This window comes from Aurantimonas sp. 22II-16-19i, from assembly GCF_002088275.1.
GTDB lineage: Bacteria > Pseudomonadota > Alphaproteobacteria > Rhizobiales > Rhizobiaceae > Jiella.
On the sequence record NZ_AQQS01000002.1, the window covers coordinates 290,634 to 309,833 of the forward strand.

The 19,200-nt window shown below is 67.6% G+C and carries 17 protein-coding genes; 8 read left to right on the top strand and 9 right to left on the bottom strand.

What is annotated here, in order from left to right; all coding sequences use genetic code 11:
• Window positions 1-49 precede the first annotated feature (49 nt).
• From ATO4_RS03925 to ATO4_RS03955, 7 genes are all read right to left on the bottom strand, one after another.
• On the bottom strand, window positions 50-1,273 hold the full coding sequence (locus tag ATO4_RS03925; protein WP_083590091.1) for a zinc-dependent alcohol dehydrogenase: 1,224 nt from the start codon (window positions 1,271-1,273) through the stop codon (window positions 50-52).
• Window positions 1,274-1,464: 191 nt separating this feature from the next.
• The gene (locus tag ATO4_RS03930) at window positions 1,465-2,769 is read right to left on the bottom strand and encodes an arsenic transporter (RefSeq protein WP_083590092.1); all 1,305 of its coding nucleotides are present in this window, start codon (window positions 2,767-2,769) and stop codon (window positions 1,465-1,467) included.
• A gap of 147 nt (window positions 2,770-2,916) precedes the next feature.
• Complete coding sequence (gene arsH / locus ATO4_RS03935) at window positions 2,917-3,633, bottom strand: arsenical resistance protein ArsH (protein WP_083590093.1); 717 nt, start codon at window positions 3,631-3,633, stop codon at window positions 2,917-2,919.
• A gap of 79 nt (window positions 3,634-3,712) precedes the next feature.
• Window positions 3,713-4,120, bottom strand: a complete 408-nt coding sequence (arsC, locus tag ATO4_RS03940; protein WP_083590094.1) for an arsenate reductase (glutaredoxin) — start codon at window positions 4,118-4,120, stop codon at window positions 3,713-3,715.
• A 208-nt stretch (window positions 4,121-4,328) separates the two neighbouring features.
• Window positions 4,329-4,856, bottom strand: coding sequence for an arsenate reductase ArsC (locus ATO4_RS03945; protein ID WP_083590095.1), 528 nt, complete (start codon window positions 4,854-4,856; stop codon window positions 4,329-4,331).
• A 131-nt stretch (window positions 4,857-4,987) separates the two neighbouring features.
• A complete protein-coding gene (locus ATO4_RS03950; protein ID WP_083590196.1) occupies window positions 4,988-5,365 on the bottom strand; it encodes a helix-turn-helix transcriptional regulator in 378 nt (125 codons plus the stop codon).
• Window positions 5,366-5,536: 171 nt separating this feature from the next.
• On the bottom strand, window positions 5,537-6,406 hold the full coding sequence (locus tag ATO4_RS03955; RefSeq protein ID WP_083590096.1) for an AraC family transcriptional regulator: 870 nt from the start codon (window positions 6,404-6,406) through the stop codon (window positions 5,537-5,539).
• 300 nt (window positions 6,407-6,706) lie between these two features.
• Here ATO4_RS03955 and ATO4_RS03960 point away from each other — a divergent pair, with 300 nt between their 5' ends.
• Window positions 6,707-8,557, top strand: a complete 1,851-nt coding sequence (locus ATO4_RS03960) for a PAS domain S-box protein (RefSeq protein WP_176222850.1) — start codon at window positions 6,707-6,709, stop codon at window positions 8,555-8,557.
• A gap of 120 nt (window positions 8,558-8,677) precedes the next feature.
• Here the strand turns inward: ATO4_RS03960 and sthA are convergent, their stop codons facing one another.
• The gene (gene sthA / locus ATO4_RS03965; protein ID WP_139802232.1) at window positions 8,678-10,102 is read right to left on the bottom strand and encodes a Si-specific NAD(P)(+) transhydrogenase; all 1,425 of its coding nucleotides are present in this window, start codon (window positions 10,100-10,102) and stop codon (window positions 8,678-8,680) included.
• Between the two features lie 424 nt (window positions 10,103-10,526).
• On the opposite strand from sthA, the gene gshB reads away from it, so the two are divergent.
• The 7 genes from gshB (at window position 10,527) to ATO4_RS04000 (ending at window position 18,196) form a co-directional block, all read left to right on the top strand.
• Window positions 10,527-11,465 (top strand): glutathione synthase, encoded by a 939-nt coding sequence (gene gshB, locus ATO4_RS03970; RefSeq protein ID WP_083590099.1) that lies wholly within the window; start codon window positions 10,527-10,529, stop codon window positions 11,463-11,465.
• Between the two features lie 239 nt (window positions 11,466-11,704).
• A complete protein-coding gene (locus tag ATO4_RS03975) occupies window positions 11,705-12,544 on the top strand; it encodes an SH3 domain-containing protein (RefSeq protein WP_245308550.1) in 840 nt (279 codons plus the stop codon).
• A 387-nt stretch (window positions 12,545-12,931) separates the two neighbouring features.
• Window positions 12,932-14,062 carry a UDP-galactopyranose mutase gene (glf, locus tag ATO4_RS03980; RefSeq protein ID WP_210191013.1) on the top strand — a complete coding sequence of 377 codons (1,131 nt, stop codon included), beginning with the start codon at window positions 12,932-12,934 and terminating at the stop codon, window positions 14,060-14,062.
• Between the two features lie 295 nt (window positions 14,063-14,357).
• On the top strand, window positions 14,358-15,674 hold the full coding sequence (gene glyA / locus ATO4_RS03985) for a serine hydroxymethyltransferase (RefSeq protein ID WP_083590101.1): 1,317 nt from the start codon (window positions 14,358-14,360) through the stop codon (window positions 15,672-15,674).
• Between the two features lie 221 nt (window positions 15,675-15,895).
• Window positions 15,896-16,417: a transcriptional regulator NrdR gene (gene nrdR / locus ATO4_RS03990; protein WP_083590102.1), complete on the top strand. Its 522-nt coding sequence runs from the start codon at window positions 15,896-15,898 to the stop codon at window positions 16,415-16,417.
• Complete coding sequence (gene ribD, locus ATO4_RS03995) at window positions 16,407-17,579, top strand: bifunctional diaminohydroxyphosphoribosylaminopyrimidine deaminase/5-amino-6-(5-phosphoribosylamino)uracil reductase RibD (protein ID WP_083590103.1); 1,173 nt, start codon at window positions 16,407-16,409, stop codon at window positions 17,577-17,579. The genes nrdR and ribD overlap by 11 nt, the downstream gene beginning before the upstream one ends.
• Window positions 17,579-18,196, top strand: a complete 618-nt coding sequence (locus ATO4_RS04000) for a riboflavin synthase (RefSeq protein WP_083590104.1) — start codon at window positions 17,579-17,581, stop codon at window positions 18,194-18,196. Before ribD ends, ATO4_RS04000 begins: the two co-directional genes overlap by 1 nt.
• Here the strand turns inward: ATO4_RS04000 and ATO4_RS04005 are convergent, their stop codons facing one another.
• The gene (locus ATO4_RS04005) at window positions 18,197-18,892 is read right to left on the bottom strand and encodes a TIGR02594 family protein (RefSeq protein WP_083590198.1); all 696 of its coding nucleotides are present in this window, start codon (window positions 18,890-18,892) and stop codon (window positions 18,197-18,199) included.
• Window positions 18,893-19,200 lie beyond the last annotated feature (308 nt).

The following is a 19,200-nucleotide window of genomic DNA, read 5'->3' on the forward strand; positions in this document are numbered from 1 at the left end:
CCGCCGATCGTCTTGTTCGTGGGCCCGATGCGGCCTCGTGCGGGCCGGTTCAGGCGGCCGGGTCGAGCTCGACCTTGATCCAGCCCTTCTCCTGGCTGTCGAAGGTCTCGTAAGCCTTGATGACGTCGCGCATCGGTTCGGTCTCGGTGAGGATGTGCTCGGGCTTGAGACCGCCCTTGCGGGTCAGCTCGACCAGCTGCTGGACGTATTTCTTGTGGTTGGCGTTGCCCATCCGCATGGTGATGTTCTTGTTCATCGCCGCGCCGATGGGGAAGAACTGGTCGCTCTGGGGATAGACGCCGATGATCGACAGGGTCCCGGCCTTGGCCAGGCTCTCGACCGCCCATTCCAGCGACAGTGACGGGGCGTCGCCGGCGGCGTAGTGCGCCGCGTCGGTGGCCGCGCTGGATTCGGCGATCTGCTTGACCTGCATCGCATACATCTCGGCGCGCTTCTCGACCACCTCCCTCATCGGGCCCTTGACCGGCTTGAAGGCGTCGACGCCGACGACGTCGATGGCCCGGTCCGGGCCGATGCCGCCGGTCAGCTCGCGGACCGCCTCGATGGGGTTCTCCTCCTCGAAATTGACGATCTCGGCGCCGAGTTCCTGCGCCTTGGCGAGCCGGTCCGGCCGGCGGTCGACGGCGATGACGCGCTGGGCGCCGTAGTGCCAGGCGGCGAGGATGGTGAACAGGCCGACCGGGCCGCAGCCCATGACGAGGACGGTCTTGCCGCGGCCCATCTCGATGTCGGCGATGTCGGCGCCGAACCAGGCGGTGGAGGCGATGTCGGACAGGCAGATCGCCTGGTGGTCGGTGATCTCAGGATGCAGCGGCACGAGATTGACGTTGGCATAGGGGATGCGGGCATATTCGGCCTGCAGACCGTCGAAGGGACCGGTCGGGGCCGGGCCGCCATAGAAGGACGTGCCGGCGAGATGGCCGTTCGGATTGGCGGTGTCGCACTGGGCGGTGTAGCCGTCGCGGCAGTAGGAACAGCAGCCGCAGGCGATGGTGGAGGGGATGACCACGCGGTCGCCGCGCTTCAGGTTGCGGACGTTGGAGCCGACTTCCTCGACGATGCCGACGCCCTCGTGGCCCATCACGGTGCCGGCCTTCATGCCGGGCATGGTGCCGCGGATCATGTGAAGGTCGGTGCCGCAGATGGCGGAGGACGTCAGCCTGACGATGGCGTCGGTGGGGGCGGCGATCTTGGGGTCCGGGACGGTATCGAGACGGATGTCGCGGACGCCATGGAATACCACTGCTCGCATGTCTGGATCTCCTTGACTGGGTCGCACGCGCGCGGCCCGGCGGGGCGCGCGGATGTCGTCAAGGCAAACCGGCCGTCTTCCGGCATCGTTCCAACGCTCGTGAGACGCCTACGGAGTTCGCGTCGGCGCGCATGACATCGGGCAGTTTCGCGCTGCCGCGCTCAGGGCCGGGGGGTTTCGCGCTGCCGCGCTCAGGCCGACACGAGCGGAAGCCAGAGCCAGAGGCCGACGAGGGTCGCCAGAAGCACCGGCGGCGTGATCAGGAGGCCGATCTTCATGTACTGGCCCCAGGTGATGGTCTGGCCCTTGCGCGAGAGGACATGGAGCCAGAGCAGGGTGGCGAGCGAGCCGATCGGGGTGAATTTCGGGCCGAGATCGTTGCCGATGACGTTGGCGTAGATCATCAGCTCCCGCGTCAGCGGGTCGAGATCGCCCTGGCCGATCGCCAGGGCGCCGACGAGGGTCGCGGGCATGTTGTTCATCACCGAGGCGAGGATCGCCGCCGCAAAGCCCGTGCCGACCGTCGCCACGAGGGAGCCCTTCGAGGCCAGCCATTCGAGCACGCCGGCGGAGAGGTCGGTGAGGCCCGCCTGGCCGAGGCCGTAGACCACCAGATACATGCCGAGGGAGAACAGGACGATCTGCCACGGTGCTTCCTTGAGAACCCGAGGCAGCGAGACGACCGCGCCGCCGCCGCCAAACCAGCGGCCGGCGATCGCCATCAGGACGAGGGCGCCGGCGCAGGTGACGAAGGCGACCGGCACATCCAGCGGGGCGGTGACGAAATAGGCGATCAGGAGGACGGCCAGGAGCGGAAAGGCCGCCCTGAACACCGCCGGATCCTTGATCGCCTCGCGCGGCTCCTCCAGCGTCGCCGCATCGTAGCTCTGCGGCAGGACGCGGCGGAAGGCGATCCACAGGACGGCGAGCGTCGCAGCGAGGGAGACGAAGTTCACCGGTACCATCACCGCCGCGTAGCGGTCGAAGCCGATGCCGAAATAGTTGGCCGAGACGATGTTGACGAGATTGGAGATGACCAGCGGCAGGCTGGTGGTGTCGGCGACGAAGCCGCAGCCGATGATGAAGGCGAAGGCCGCGGCGGGCGCGATCTGGAGGCGCAGCAGGATGGCGAGGACGATCGGGGTGAGGAGCAGCGCCGCGCCGTCATTGGCGAAGACGGCGGCGATGGCCGCACCGAGCAGGATCACCAGCGGGAACAGCCGGCGGCCGTTGCCGCCGCCCCAGCGGGCGACATGCAGCGCCGCCCAGTGGAAGAAGCCGGCCTCGTCGAGGATGAGGGAGATGACGATCAGCGCGACGAAGGTGAAGGTGGCGTCCCAGACGATGCCCCAGACCAGCCCGACGTCGGCCAGATCGACGATGCCGAGCGCCAGCGCGACGACCGCGCCGCCGCAGGCGCTCCAGCCGATGCCGAGGCCCTTCGGCTGCCAGATGACCAGGACGAGGGTGGCGAGAAAGATCGCGAAAGCGAGCATTGGGTCAGACCAGACATCGCGAGAGGGGAGGAACGGTGGTTGGATTCGTGCGATGTCCGGCGGCTCCCTTCGGGACGTCGGACATCAAGCCGGAGCCGGCGCCGAACGGGCTGGATCGGCCGCCGGATCCGGCCGACCGGACGGCCGTCAGATGCTGCGCTGGTTGACGCGGGCGGACAGCGCCTCGGCGGTCTCGACGCGCTCCGAGTAGCGGTCGGTGAGGGCGCCGGAGCGCCCGCGGGTCATGTAGGTGAACTTCGTCAGTTCCTCGCAGACGTCGACGATGCGCTCGTAGAGCGCCGAGGGCTTCATCCGGCCGGCCTCGTCGAATTCGTTGAAGGCCTTGGGCACCGAGGACTGGTTGGGGATCGTCACCATCCGCATCCAGCGGCCGAGGATGCGCAGCTGGTTGACGGCGTTGAAGCTCTGGGAGCCGCCGGAGACCTGCATCACCGCCAGCGTCTTGCCCTGGGTGGGGCGGACGGCGCCCTGCGACAGCGGGATCCAGTCGATCTGCGCCTTCATGATCCCCGTCATCGCGCCGTGGCGCTCGGGACTGACCCAGACCATCCCCTCGGACCACTGGGCGAGACCGCGCAGCTCGGCGACCTTCGGATGGTCCGGCTCGGCGGCGTCGGGAAGCGGCAGGCCGCGCGGGTCGAAGGTCTTCGCCTCGCAGCCGAGAAAGGTCAGGAGGCGTCCGGCTTCCTCGGCGACGAAGCGGGAATAGGAGCGCTCGCGCAGCGAGCCGTAGAGGGTGAGGATGCGGGGCGCATGGCCGGGATCGCCCGGCGCCGCGTAGAGCGCCGGGTCGACGGGCAGAAGCGCGCCGGCGACGAGATTGGGAAGGTCGGGAAGAGGCATGTCGGGCAAGCGATCGTCCATTCCGGAAAGGGAGGCGGCCCGGCCGGAACGGCCGGGCCGAGAGCCATGGGCCGGCCCGTCAGTTGCGGGCCGGGACGACTTCGCCGTCTTCCTTGGTGAAGGCGCCGATGTCGGGATTGGGAAGGATCTCCAGCACCTTTTCCGAGGGACGGCAGAGCCGGACGCCCTTGTCGGTCACGACGATCGGCCGGTTGATCAGGATCGGATTCTCCATCATCGCCTGCAGCAGCTCCTCGTCGGAGAGCTTCTCGTCGTCGAGGCCGAGCTCATGATAGGGCGTGCCCTTCTCGCGCAAGAGATCCCGGGGCTTCATGCCCATCATGTCGAGCAGTTCGATCAGCGTCTCGCGGCTCGGCGGCGTCTTCAGATATTCGATCACCTCCGGCTCCTCGCCGGACTGGCGGATCATCGCCAGCGTGTTGCGGGACGTGCCGCATTGCGGGTTGTGGTAGATCGTGACGGTCATGGGAGCTCGGTCTCTCTCGGTCGATCGGCGGTGGTGCCGCCATGCGGAGGGCTGCGGAACGGGCGGTCGGCCGCGTTCCGGGTTCAGGTAGCCAGCCAAATATGATGGCCACCAGCCGCACGCCAAGTGTTCTGGCGTGCGTGACGGGGAACCGCCGAGAAGCCTCGCCCCGGACGGCGTCGACCAAGACCGGGATCGGTATCGATGCTCACGCGACCTTGTTCTCCGGGGCGGCGATGGTGGTGCCGATCGAATCCAGATGACGCTTCAGGCTGATCCTGTCGAGGCTGGCGATCGGCAGGCTGGCGAAGATCGAGATGCGGTTGTTCAGCTGCCGGAACGTCTCGGCGAAGGCGAGGGCACGCTCCGCCGGTCCGCCTTCCGCGCTGGCGGGATCGGGGACGCCCCAATGGGCGCTCATCGGCTGGCCCGGCCAGACCGGGCAGGCCTCGCCGGCCGCGTCGTCGCAGACCGTGAAGACGAAATGCAGCTTCGGCGCGCCCTCGCGGCCGGCGGCAAACTCTTCCCAGGATTTCGACCGCAGCCCCTCGACCCGAAAGTTCAGCCGGCGCAGGAGGTCGGTCGTCAGCGGGTGGACCTCGCCGCGGGGCTGGCTGCCGGCCGAATAGGCACGGAAGCGGGTGGAGAAGTCGCGATTCATGATGCTCTCGGCGATGATCGAGCGGGCCGAGTTGCCGGTGCACAGGAACAGGACGTTGTAGATTTCGTCGGTCATTTCTTCCTCCCTTTGGAACGACATTTCATACCGTCGGCCCCGATCCTCGACCGGTGCCAAGGGGTACCCGTTCAAGCGCCGCCAAGGCTCGATACCAGTGCGCCGGGAGGCTGCCTCCCGGGCCACGGGTATCAGCTGACGGTCTGGCGCCGCTTCGCTGCCTTCTCGCCGTCCGCACATCCTTCGTCGCAGGACGCGGATGCACCGACGCCGCAGATCTCGGGATGACCGTCGCAGCAGTCCTCGGCCAGGAAGGCGAGGAGAGCCCGCATCGCCTCGAAGCGCACCGCGTAGCGCACCATCCGGCCGTCGCGCCAGGAATGCACGAGGCCGGAGCGGTCGAGCCCGGCCAGGTGAAAGCTCATGCGCGTCGGCATGATCGACAGCCGCTCGGCGATCTCGCCCGACGGCAGCCCGTTCGGTCCGGCCTTGACGAGCAGGCGGAAGGCGCGCAGGCGGTCGGCATGGGCGAGGGCGGCAAGGGCGGCAACGGCGTGGTCATCTTCCATGGATGCGATCATACAAGGATCGTTGGAGGATGCAAGATCGAGACGGCGTCCCGGATGAGCCTGGCCGCCTGTGTGGTCGACCTCGGCGAGCCACCGCCAGGAGATTCACGGTGCCGGTCTGTTCGCGGCAACCCGCCTGTGCCGGTGGCGCGCCGAACGGCGCTCGACGCGCTATCCCAGATCAGCCCGGTATCGGATGGGGCGAGCCCCCATGGCGCGTCGGAACGCCTCCTCGAACTGCGGCACGCTGCGGAACCCGCATCTTGATGCGATGTCCGCGACGGAGAGGTTCGTTGAGCGCAGCAGATCCCTCGACCGCAGGATTCTCCGTTCCAGGAGGAACTGATAGGGGGACTGGGAGGTCGTCGTCTTGAAAAGTCTCGAAAAATGGAACCGGCTCAGTCCCAGCACCTTCGCGAGGTCCTCGACGGAGAGATCGTCTTCCAGATGCGCCTCGATGAAATCCAGGAGCCGGTCCAGCTCAGCTTCGCTCAGGCGCGGGCCCGAACGCACAGCGTGCATCTGCAGCAGTTCGCCGACCGCCACGAGGCACAAGGATTCCAGATAGGCGGCACCCGAGCCGACGGTGATGGCGTTGGCCAGCTTTTCGAGTGTCACGCGAAGCGACAGGTCGAGGGCATAGAGGAAGGGCGGCGGACTGTTGACGGTGAAGCCGGTGCGAAACTCCTCGACCAGCGTCGTCGCATCGAAATACAGCGCCGTGAAACTGTTGCTGCGGATCTTCGGCACGGACCAGCCGGCGACCTGGCATCCGGCCGGGACGAAGGTCAGCCGGTGGCCGAGGGAGCGGCGGTGAGAGCGCGGGCCGTCGGAGAGCTCGACCTCACCGTCCTGCAACTCGATGTCGTGCAGGGCGAGGTAATGGCTGTTGCCCACGACCTTGTATTCGAACCGTTCGTCCGGGAGCCGCACATGCTCGATGCTCAGCCCCGACAGCTGGCGCAGCGGACGATCCGGCGATCGGACCCTCGCCGTTTCGAACTCAAGTTCACAATCCGGATTGATGAACCGTGCGGGCAAGATTCAGAATTCCTGCTTCAGTGTCAGTTTTCGTGCTGCTAAGGTCGCATTGTCAACCTCATTACGGGACGAGTGAATGGACGACAATGCTACACTGCTAGCACCGCGGCGATCCTATCCAGATGCACGGCCGGATGCCATCGCGAAGAGGCCCGCGCCATCGCCTCTGGTGGCCGAGCCCGGCCGCGCGCTGCGCGCCGACGAGCTTCCACGCGCCGGTGCATGCTTCGTCGCATGGTACGAGGTGGAGCGGCAGACGCGTTGTTCCCAAGCCGAACGGTCCGTCGCTTGAATCCGCAGGTGGCACCCCAGTTCCTGCTCGATCTCAGCGACCGTTTGCGCGAGATCGCCGCTCCGCGCGCGGTCATGACGGCCGCGGCCGAGCTCTTGGGTCGGCACCTCGGGGCCATGCGCGTCGGCTATTCGGAAATGGAGGAGGACGGTGTCCACCTTCATGTCGAGGGGGACTGGCGGGCGGAGGGGGTGGACTCGGTCGAGGGCCGTCACAATCTCGAAAGCTACGGCCCGGAGATCGCTGACGCCTACCGGACGGGCCAACTGGTCGCCATCGAGGATTTCGATGCCGACGCCCGCACCGCCGGCAAACCTTCCGCCCAAGCGCATCACGCACTCGGTGTCCGCGGGCAACTCGCGGTGCCGCTGATCAAGGCCGGACGGCTGATTGCGCTCCTGTTCGTGCATTCGGCCGAACCGCGTCGCTGGAGCGAGGCGGACGTCGCGCTCGTGCGGGAGGTGGCGGAGCGCACCTGGGCCGCCGTCGAGCGGGCTCGTGCCGAAGAGGCGCTGCGGCTCAGCGAGGCACGGTTTCGCACCGCGCTGGAGATCGGGACGGTCGGCGCGATCTATTTCGACATGGACGGGATGCTCATCGACGCCAATGACGCGTTCCTGCGAATGGGCGGCTACAGCCGGGAGGACCTCGAGGCGGGACGCCTGACCTGGCAGCGCCTGACCCCTGCCGAGTGGATGGACGATTCCGAGCATGCCTTCGCCGAGCTGAAGGAGAAGGGCCACACCACACCCTACGAGAAGCAGTACATCCGCAAGGACGGCTCAAGGTGGTGGGCGCTGTTCGCCGCCAAGCTGCTGCCCGACGGCACGGGCTTCGAGTTCGTGCTCGATATCAGCCACAACAAGCAGACGGAGGAGCGCCTGCGCGCCACGACGCAGCGGCTCAACGCGGTGCTCGACAATGCTTCGGTTGCCGTGTTCGTCATGGACGAGCAGCAGCACTGCATCTACATGAACCCGGCCGCCGAGGTGCTGACCGGCTATACGCTGGCGGAAACGCAAGGGCGGCCGCTGCACGATGTCGTGCACCACACCTATCCCGACGGTCGTCCCTTCCCGATCGAGGAATGCGCCATCGACCGCGCCTTTCCCAGGAACAACAAGGAACAGGGGGAGGAGGTGTTCGTCCACAAGGACGGCAGCTTCTACCCGATCGCCTTCACCGCGAGCCCGATCCGGGACGAGGACGCCAAGACGGTCGGGACCATCATCGAGGTGCGCGACATCTCACGCGAGAAGGCGGCGAAGGAGCGCCAGGCGCTGCTGATCGGCGAGCTGCATCACCGGGTGAAGAATACGCTGACCACGGTCCAGTCCGTCATGAACTTCACCCTGCGTACGTCGGACAGCATGGAAGCGTTCCGACAGGGGATGACCGGCCGGATCTCCTCGCTCGCCCGCAGCCATACGCTCCTGACCGACAACGAATGGGCCGGAGCCGATCTCCAGAAGATCATCCGCGCGGAACTGGAACCCTATGATGACGGCAAGCGGCTGACGCTCGATGGCGCGATCTTCCATCTCCCCGTCGATGTCGCCGTCCCGCTCGCCATGGCCGTGCACGAACTGACCACGAACGCCGTGAAATACGGCGCGCTGTCGGTCCCGGACGGGCGCCTGACCGTCGGCTGGAAGACGGAGCGGACGGAGAGCAGCACCATGCTCCATCTGGAATGGGTCGAGAGCAACGGTCCTCCCGTCACGCCCCCGGCCCGACGCGGCTTCGGCTCGACCTTGCTCGAGCGGGTGCTGGGCGGACAACTCGGCGGCACCGTGGAGGTGAACTATCCGCCGGAGGGCGCGCGCGTGCGCATCCAGGCCGTCATCTCGCAGGCCTGACATGGAAGGCAAGGCCAGAACCGCTGGTCCGACCGCTGCTGCTTTGCGCTGCCGCGGTTCGACTTGCAGCGGCACCGGTGCGCGGCTTCATCCGGTCGTTTCCACCAGCTCCGCCGCTCCCTACGCGTCGCCGGAAATGTGCGGCGCCACGTCGGCGCCGCCCATGCGGTTGTAGGCGTCGAGGGCGGCGACCTTGTAGGCCTCGGCCAAGGTGGGATAATTGAAGGTGTTCTCGACGAAGTAGTCGAGGGTGCCCTTCAGGTTGAGGACCGCCTGGCCGATGTGGATCAGCTCGGTGGCGCCCTCGCCGACGATGTGGCAGCCGAGGAGGCGCCGGGTCTTGAGGCTGAAGATCATCTTCAGCATGCCCTTGTCGAGGCCCATGATGTGGCCGCGGGAGGTCTCGCGGAAGCGGGCGACGCCGATCTCGTAGGGGATGCCGCGCTCGGTGACCTCCTTCTCGGTCATGCCGACCATGGACATTTCCGGCACCGAATAGATGCCGTAGGGAAAATATTCCGGCGGCTCGACGGCGGAAAAGCCGAAGGCGTGGCAGGCGGCGACGCGGCCCTGTTCCATCGAGGTGGAGGCAAGGCTCGGAAAGCCGATGACGTCGCCGGCGGCGTAGATGTGCGGGACCTCGGTCTGCAGCGTCTTCGGATCGACCTTGAGCCGGCCGCGATGGTCGGTGGTGAGCCCGCAGGCCTCAAGGTTGAGCGCCGTGGTCGAGCCCATCCGGCCGGCGGCGAAGAGGACCATCTGGCTGCGCACGTGGCGGCCGCCCTCGAGGACGATCTCGCAGAAGCCGTCGGCGAGCTTTCGCACCGCCTCGACCTTGTGGCCGAAGCGCAGGGCCATGCCGCTGTCGCGCAGCTGGTAGGTGAAGTCCTCGAGCAGCTCCCTGTCGATGAAGTCGAGCATGGTGTCGCGCGGCTCGATCAGCGTGACCTTGACGTCGAGGGCGTTGAAGATCGTCGCATATTCGACGCCGATGACGCCGGCGCCGATGATCGCCATGGAGCGGGGCAGGGCGGCGAGCTCGATGATCTCGTCCGAGTCGAGGACGGTCTTGCCGTCGAAGGGGATGTAGTCCGGCCGGAACGGCTTGGTGCCGACGGCGATGAGGAAGTTGTCGGCGGTGAAGCGATGGCTTTCGCCCTCGTCGCCATGCACCTCGATCGAATGGGCATCGACGAAGCGGGCCTCGCCGCGCAGGGTGGCGACGCGGTTGCGGGCGAACTGGTGCTCCAGCACCTCGACCTCGTGGCCGAGGGTCAGGTGCAGGCGGTCGCGCAGGTCGGCCGCGGTGATGTCCTGCTTCACCCGGTAGGCGCGGCCGTAGAAGCCCCGCTCGCGCCAGCCGGAAAGGTTGAGGACCGTCTCGCGCAGGGTCTTCGAGGGGATCGTCCCGGTGTGGACCGAGACGCCGCCGACCTTGCGGCCGCGCTCCACGACGAGGACTCTGTGGCCGAGCTTGGCGGCCTGGATCGCCGCGCGCCGGCCGGAGGGACCGCTGCCGATGACGATGAAGTCGTAATGTTCCACGCGGGGTGCCTCGATGGTGGGGTGTCGCTCGGGTGGCATGCCGACGAGCCGCAGGAGGCGCGTCTCGCCGGCATGCAGGAGTGGCTTGCAAGAAACGTGCCTATGCTTGACCGGGCCTTGAGGGACGCCAATCCCGCTCCGGCAAGCTGCTGCAACCGGCGGCGAGACAGTGGCGGCAGACGGGTGGCAGGTCGGCTGGGGCGGCCCGCGGGCGGGGTGAAGCATGGCGATCATCCCGGCGCGGCGGGCGCAGCTGCCGCTCGCAGCGACGGTCGATGCCCGTCGCCGCGGCAGATGCCGGCCTCGCCGGAGCGTCCCCGGACGCGCCGAAGGGTGACCGCGCCGTCACCGGCGATGCCATTGCCAGCGCCGCGGCCCGGCGCTACCACCTGCGGCAACGATCATTGTTAGCGGGGATGCCGCCATGGCACTCGATGTCGCGGTCCAGATGGACCATGTCTCGTCGATCTCGATCAAGGGCGATTCGACCTTCGCCATCTGCCTCGAGGCGCAGCGGCGCGGGCACAGCCTGTTCCACTACACGCCGGAGCGGCTGTCGCTGCGGGACGGCAAGGTGACGGTGCGCGGCGAGGTGATGGAACTGCGCGAGGAGGAAGGCAACCACTTCACCCTCGGCCCGCTGGAAAAGCGCGATCTCGGCGACAGCGACGTCGTGCTCCTGCGCCAGGATCCGCCCTTCGACATGGCCTACATCACCTCGACCCACATCCTGGAGCGGGTGCAGCCGAAGACCCTGGTGGTCAATGATCCGGCCGAGGTGCGCAATGCGCCGGAGAAGATCTTCGTCACCGATTTCCCGGACCTGATGCCGGAGACGCTGATCACCAAGGATCCGCTCGAGGTGGCCGAGTTCCGCAGGGAGTTCGGCGAGATCGTGATGAAGCCGCTCTACGGCAATGGCGGGGCGGGGGTGTTCCACATCACCCGGGAGGACCGCAACATCACCTCCTTCATGGAAACCTTCGGCCTGCTGTTCCGCGAGCCGTTCATCGTGCAGCGCTACCTCAAGGACGTGCGCCAGGGCGACAAGCGGATCATCCTCGTCGACGGCGAGGTCGCCGGCGCGATCAACCGGGTTCCGGCGGAGACCGACGCGCGCTCCAACATGCATGTGGGCGGGGTTGCCACCGCCACCGAGCTGACCGAGCGCGAGCGCGAGATCTGCGCGCGGATCGGCCCGGCGCTGCGCGAGCGCAACCTCCTCTTCGTCGGCATCGACGTGATCGGCGGGCTGCTCACCGAGATCAACGTGACGTCGCCCACCGGCATCCGCGAGGTGGCGCGCTTCGGCGGCAACGACATCGCGGCGATGATCTGGGACGCCATCGAATCGCGGCTCTGAGAGCGAGGGTCCCGGCGAGAGGCGTCGCGTCCCGGACGGGGCGGGCCGGGCCGGGCGTGACGGGCCGGGCAGGATGGTCGATCGCAGGCGTCGGCAGCGGCCGGACGCTTCAGTTTCCGTTCAACATGAATGGCGGATGAAGGCGCCGTTACGGAACTGTTCGGGCGCACTGTGTTTTCCTCAGGTCGAAAAGGTCGGGATCCCCCGGCCAGGAATTTTCGGCAGGAGGAACACCCATCATGATGAAGACGCTTCTCGCAGCGGCCGTGCTGGCGGGCGCCGTCGCGGCCCCCGCGGGCACGGCCAACGCCTCGGAACGGGCGGTGGCGACCACCGACGTCAACCTGCGCGCCGGACCCTCGACCGAATATCCGGTCGTCGACGTCCTGGTCGCCGGCGAACGCCTCCGGGTCTTCGGCTGCCTGCAGACCCGCTCCTGGTGCGACGTGCGCTTTCGCGGCCAGCGCGGCTGGATCTCGTCGAACTACATCGCGCTCACTGGCGGCAACTATTCCGGCCGGCAGGACTTCGACCCCTATTCGTCGCCGGTGATCACCTTCTCGGTCGACAGCTACTGGGGCGACCACTATCGCAGCCGCAACTTCTACGGCGACCGGGACCGGTTCCGCGGGCATCGCGACCGCGACCGCGGCCATCGCGGCGACCGCGGGCGGGATCACGATCGCGGCGATTACCGCGACCGGGACCGGGACGGCGGCCGTGACCGGGATCGCGGCGACCACCGCCGCGGCCGCGACGACGACCGGCGGGACTATGGCGGTCGGGGCGACCGGGGCGGATGGGGCGACCGCGACGGCCGTCCGGGCTTCGACCGCGATCGCGGACCCGATCGGGCCGACTTCGACCGTGGCGGGCGGGGCGGCCGGGGCGACCGCGACGGCCGTCCGGGCTTCGACCGCGATCGCGGACCGGATCGGGCCGACTTCGACCGTGGCGACCGTGGCGACCGTGGCGGCCGGGGCGGCCGGGGCGACCATGATCGCGGCCCCCGCCGTGGTTCCGACACGCGCGGCCCGGGCAACGGCGGGCCGCCGGTGCCGCTCTACCGGGTCGACTGACCCCGCGGCTGAGCGCCGGGCGGGTCGCGGGTCGTCATGCGCGATCCTCTCCCCGGCGGCATGACCGGAAACGAGCAGCGGCAGCCGGATGGCGATCCGGCCGTCGCTGTTTTCGTATCCCGCCCTTGCGTCGGATGGCTGGGACGACGTTCGTCGCTGGAAGACGACGGGCGTCACGCAGCGACGCGCCGGTCACGTCCGAAATCGTCTGTTCCCCGCATTTTCTGGTTGCCCTTGGGAAACATCTCGTAGAAGACTATCGTGTCACCGTAGCGTGCGCTCTTCCGGGCAAGAGCAGACGGCGACGGCCGATGTTGCGAGTATCAGGGGCTGCCGTTTGACCGAGCCATGGAGCGGATATCGCAAAGGTTGTATCGGGGGCATGCCTTGAGCGGCGCCGTTCGCTGGCTCGTGGCCGGCGCCGGCTTCACCGGGGCCGTCGTCGCCGAGCGGATCGCCCGGACGCTGGATCAGAGGGTCCTCATCGTCGATCGCCGCGACCATCTGGGCGGCAACGCCTATGATTTCACCGATGCGGACGGCAACGTCATCCACAAATACGGCCCGCATATCTTCCATACGGGCAGCGATCGGATCTGGGAGTATCTCTCGCAGTTCACCGAGTGGCGGCCCTATGTCCACCGCACCATGGTGGCGATCGGCGACCAGCTGGTCACGCTGCCGTTCAACCTCGATTCGCTGCAGCGGGTCTTCCCCGGCCCTGCCGCCGACAAGATCTCGGCGGCTCTCGTCGCCGACCACGGCTCCGGGACGCGGGTGACGATAGGCAAGCTGCTCGAGAGCCCGACGCCGGCGATCGCCGAGTTCGCGCGGTTCCTCCATGAGAACGTCTATCTCAACTATGTCCGCAAGCAATGGGACCTCGAGCCGGAAGAGCTGAGCCCGTCCGTGCTGGCGCGCCTGCCGGTGTCGATCAGCCATGACGACCGATACTTCCAGAGCCGCCACCAGGCGATGCCGGTCGACGGATATGCCGCCTTGTTCGAGCGGATGCTCGCCCATCCCAAGATCGAGGTCGCGCTCGGCACCGAATTTGCCGACGCGCGCGCCAGCCATCCGTCGGCGAGGATCGTCTATACAGGACCGATCGACGCCTATTTCGACCATCGCCACGGCGAACTGCCTTATCGCAGCGTCCGCTTCGACCTGAGCTTCGCCGCCGCGGAAAGGGCTCAGCCGGTGGGGACGATCAGCTATCCGGGGGCGGACGGCTACACGCGGATCACCGACCTCTCCCACATCACCGGGCAGACGAGCCGCAGCGTCCTCGTCAAGGAGTTTCCCGAAGCCTATGCCCGGGGGCGCAACGAGCCGTTCTACCCGGTGCCGACGCCGCAGAGCGCAGCGATGCTGAAGCCCTATGTGGAGGCCGCCGGCAAGCTGCGGGGCAAGGTCTGGTTCGCCGGCCGGCTCGGCGACTACGCCTACTACAACATGGACCAGGCCTGCGGCCGGGCGATGGCGCTGGTCGACAAGGAACTCGCCGGCGCGGCATGACCGCCCGTCGGCGCGTTGCGCATCCGCCGGATGCCGGGCCGCCTGATGCCCGGCCCTCCGATGTCCGGCGTCCCCTCGGCGCGGACGCTGCGCCGCCATGCCGCGGCACCTTGGTGGCGGAGGCCGGCAAGGCCGGCGACTGCCGGCGCGAGGCTGCTTGGAGATGATCCGGGGCTGTGCTAAGTCGCCTGCTCCGGGCGGGCCCGCGCAGCGATCCTCGTCCGCTGAGGCCAGGCCCCGCCGCAGGGCGCCGATCGCCACAGAGAGCGCCATTCGCCACAGGGAGAGTGACAGCATGAGCCAGGCCCAGAGCGCCGATCCGAAGACCGATTTCTCCGGTTTCTTCACGACCCCCATTTCCGAAAGCGACCCGGACGTCTTCTCCGCCATGGAGAAGGAGCTCGGCCGCCAGCGCCACGAGATCGAGCTCATCGCCTCGGAGAACATCGTCTCGCGCGCCGTCATGGAGGCGCAGGGCTCCGTCCTCACCAACAAATATGCCGAGGGCTATCCGGGCCGGCGCTACTATGGCGGCTGCCAGTATGTCGACCTCGTCGAGGAACTGGCGATCGAGCGGGTGAAGCAGCTGTTCGGCTGCGAATATGCCAATGTCCAGGCCAATTCCGGCAGTCAGGCCAACCAAGCGGTGCTGCTGGCGCTGTCGAAGCCCGGCGCGACGCTGCTCGGCATGAGCCTCGACGCCGGCGGACACCTGACCCATGGCGCCAAGCCGAACCTGTCCGGCCGCTGGTTCAACGCGGTCCAGTACGGGCTCGACACCTCGACCGGCCTCATCGACTACGATCAGGTCGAGCGCCTCGCCGTCGACCACAAGCCGGAAGTGATCGTCGCCGGCGGCTCGGCCTATTCCCGCCACATCGACTTCGCGCGCTTCCGGGCGATCGCCGACAAGGTCGGGGCGTATCTGTGGGTCGACATGGCGCATTTCGCCGGTCTGGTTGCGGCGGGCCATCATCCGAACCCGTTCCCGCACGCCCATGTCGCCACCTCGACGACCCACAAGACCCTGCGCGGTCCGCGCGGCGGCATCGTTCTCACCAATGACGAGGACATCGCCAAGAAGATCAATTCGGCGATCTTCCCGGGGCTGCAGGGCGGACCGCTGATGCATGTCATCGCCGGCAAGGCGGTGGCCTTCGGCGAGGCGCTGCAGCCGGGCTACAAGTCCTACATCGCGGCGGTCTGCGAGAATGCCAAGGTGCTGGCCGAGACGCTGCGCGAGGGCGGCCTCGACATCGTCTCGGGCGGCACCGACACCCATCTGATGCTGGTCGACCTGCGCCCGATGAACCTCACCGGCAAGGACTCCGAGAAGGCGCTCGGCCGGGCGAACATCACCTGCAACAAGAACGGCGTGCCGAACGACCCGCAGAAGCCGATGGTGACCTCGGGCATCCGCCTCGGCACCCCGGCGGCGACCAGCCGCGGCTTCGGCACCGCCGAGTTCCGCGAGGTCGGCAAGCTGATCCTCGAAGTGCTCGACGGTCTTCGCAAGGCCAATTCGGAAGACGGCAATGCCGAGATCGAGGCCTCGGTGAAGGAACGCGTCGTCGCGCTGACGGACCGTTTCCCGATCTATCAGGCGATCTGAGTCGGCACCGGCTTTTGGGCCGGGCCGTTCGTGACTATCTGGAAAAGGCCGCGTCACCGCGGCCTTTTCGTCGTGTGAGACCTGGCGCCATCGCAGATGGCCAAGGGTCGCGGATCGCGCGCTTCGTCGAGGCTTCGGCCCGGCGTCGAAGCCGCGACAGGTTCGACGGGCGGACGCCTCGGCGTTGCGGCGCGTTGCCATGAGTGCGGGAGCAGAAGACGATGCGCTGTCCCTATTGCGGGTCCCAGGACAGCCAGGTGAAGGATTCGCGCCCGGCCGAGGACGGCGCGGCGATCCGCCGCCGGCGGATCTGCCCGGACTGCTCGGGCCGTTTCACCACCTTCGAGCGGGTCCAGCTGCGCGAGCTCCATGTCCTGAAGAAGTCCGGCAAGCGGGTGCCGTTCGTGCGCGACAAGCTCGCGCGCTCGGTGGAGATCGCCCTCAGGAAACGGCCCGTCGATCCCCAGCGGGTCGAGCGGATGATCTCGGGCATCGTCCGGCGGCTGGAGCAGATGGGCGAGCCGGAGGTGCGGTCCGAGGCTATCGGGGCGATGGTGATGGAGGCGCTGCGGGGGCTCGACGACGTCGCCTATGTGCGCTTCGCCTCGGTCTATCGGGACTTCGCCGAGGCGAGCGACTTCGAGTCCGTGATCGGAGAACTCGCCCGCTCCCATACGGCGATCGCGATGGAGACGGTCAAGCCCGCCCCGGCTTCGAAGGAGGACGATCCCCATGACGACTGACGCAGCCCCCGTCGCGAATGGCGCCTCTGGCGCCTCGGCCTTCGCCCCGGAACGGCCCGAGGACCGCTGGTTCATGGCGGCCGCGATCCGCTATGCGATGCGCCATGTCGGGCGGACCGGCACCAACCCGTCCGTGGCGACCCTGATCGTGCGCAACGACGGCGAGGGGCCGCGCATCGTCGGGCGCGGCGTCACCGCGCTGGGCGGCCGGCCGCATGCGGAGGCGGGAGCGCTGGCCGAGGCGGGCGAACTCGCCCGCGGCGCGACCGCCTATGTCACTCTCGAGCCCTGCGCCCACCACGGCCGCACGCCCCCCTGCGCCGAGGCGCTGGTGCGCGCCGGCATCGCTCGGGTGGTCTCGGCCGCCGCCGACCCCGACCCGCGGGTCGACGGCAAGGGCCACCAGATGCTGATGGCCGGCGGCGTCGCCGTGACGCGGCGCGTGATGGAGAGGGAGGCGGCGCGCACCATCGAGGGCTACCTGACCCGGCACCGGCGCGGCCGCCCGGGCGTCACCCTCAAGATGGCCCTGTCGCGGGACGGGCGGATCGGCATTCGCGGCGGCGGCCAGGTGAAGATCACCGGCCCCGTCTCCGACGCCCAGACCCATCTGGTGCGGGCCCGTCACGACGCCATCCTCGTCGGCGCCGGAACCGCGCTGGAGGACGATCCGCGCCTCGACTGCCGGCTGCCGGGCATGGCGGGCCGCTCGCCGGCGCGCATCATCCTCGACCCGAACCTCAGAACCTCGCCGGAGATGACTGTCGCCCGCACCGCCCGCAGCGTGCCGACGATGATCGCCACCTTCGAGACCTCCGACCCGCAGCGGCAGGCCGCGCTCGCCGAGGCGGGGGTGACCTTCGTCGCCTGCGTCGCCGATCCGGCGAGCGGCCGCGTCGCCCTGCCGGAGCTGCTCGAGGATCTCGCCGCCACCGGCATCACCTCGATCCTCGTCGAGGGCGGGGCGAACATCGCCGCGAGCTTCCTCGCCGACGGGCTGGTCGACCGGCTGATCCTCGTCGAGGGCGCGGTGGAGATCGGCGAGGCGGGGATCGTCCCGCCGCTGGACGTCGCGGCGGCCCGAAGCCGCTACAGGCTGCTGCGGCAGGACGTGTTCGGCGCCGACACATGGTTCGACTTTGCCTGCGAGGAGATTGTCTGATGTTCACCGGGATCGTCACCGATATCGGCCGGATCGAGGCGGCGGAGCCGCGCGAGAAGGGCTGCAGCTTCCGCATCGCCACCGCATACGATCCCGCGACGATCGCGATCGGCGCGTCGATCGCCTGCGCCGGCGTCTGCCTGACGGTGACGGCGCTGCCGGAGGCCACGGCGAATGCGAGGTGGTTCGAGGTCGAGGCGTGGGAGGAGGCGCTGCGGCTGACCACCGCCGGCGGCTGGGGCCCGGGAACGCGGGTCAATCTGGAGCGGTCGCTGAAGGTCGGCGACGAGCTCGGCGGCCACCTCGTCTCCGGCCATGTGGACGAGCTGGCGGAGATCGTCGCGCGCGAGGACGAGGGGGAGGCCGTCCGCTTCCGTCTCAAGGCTCCGGCAGCCCTCAAGCGCTATATCGCCAGGAAGGGCTCGATCTGCCTCGACGGCACGTCGCTGACGGTGAATTCGGTGGAGGACGACGTCTTCGACGTGCTGCTCATCCGCCACTCGCTCAGCGTCACCACCTGGGGCGATCGCGCCGTCGGCGACAGCGTCAATCTTGAGATCGACCAGATTGCGCGCTATGCCGAACGCCTGTTCGGCGGCAGCAGCAGCGAGATTTGATCAAGCTTCGTCCCAGGATAATGTATCCCTTCGGGCGACTTCGACAGCAGTGGGAATCACCGCAGCTGCTGTCGATGGCCATCGCGCTTCGAGGAGCCGATCCTTTTTGATCCAAGCGAGTGAAACCGAGTCTGACTGGTTGCCGCCCAAGATTCGATATGCTGAAGCATCCTCGCCGGCATAAAATCCCACGTGACCTTTGCTGCTTCCTCGCGATTCCCGCCAAAAAACCATTACGGCCCCCGTCGTTGGCTCGGTCTTGTAGCCAAATCGCCTCCAGGCGCGAGCCCACAATGGGGCGGTTGGGATGGGCTCCCGGTCGAGGGTTGAACCGATGCAGTGAGCGACGAACAGGCCGCACCAGGGTGTGTCATCGGAATCGTATGGGATCCCAGCGTCGCTTGCCCAGTCGAGAATTTCAGGATTTGACCCGGTGCCGGGTTTCTCCTTAGTCCCTATCAGTCGGCGCGCTTCCTTGAACCAGACGAGATCGACCTGGTCGAGACCGGTATACTTCGGTGTGTTCGGAAACAGAGCGCCCAGCGTCATTGGACCGACGATGCCGTCGACTTCCAAATTTGAACGGCGTTGAAACTCTCTCACGGCTGCGATGGTCTGACGGCCCCAGATGCCGTCGATAGGACCGGGATTTATGCCGTGGGCGGCCAGCGCCTTTTGAATGTCGGATACTTTCATAGCGACAGGGCTCCCAAGGATGAACGCTTTTGACGCACTGGCCCGTAGGACCATCATTTTCATGGCCCCTGTTTGCGTGCGAGATACACGCTCTGAATGTGGACGAGGTTATTAAATCCCTTTAGGGAAGGCAAGGCCACTACCTAAATTCACAAGGAAAAAAATAGCTCTTCTATTCGCATTGAGAGCAGTATCAGTCAGCAATCATAGAAAATTTGAAGGAGGTGCCCTAAGGAGATATATCGCCTTCTGGCGATGATGGTCTCCCGGCGGCCGGTGCCCCCGCTACTATGGAGCAATGCGGCCCC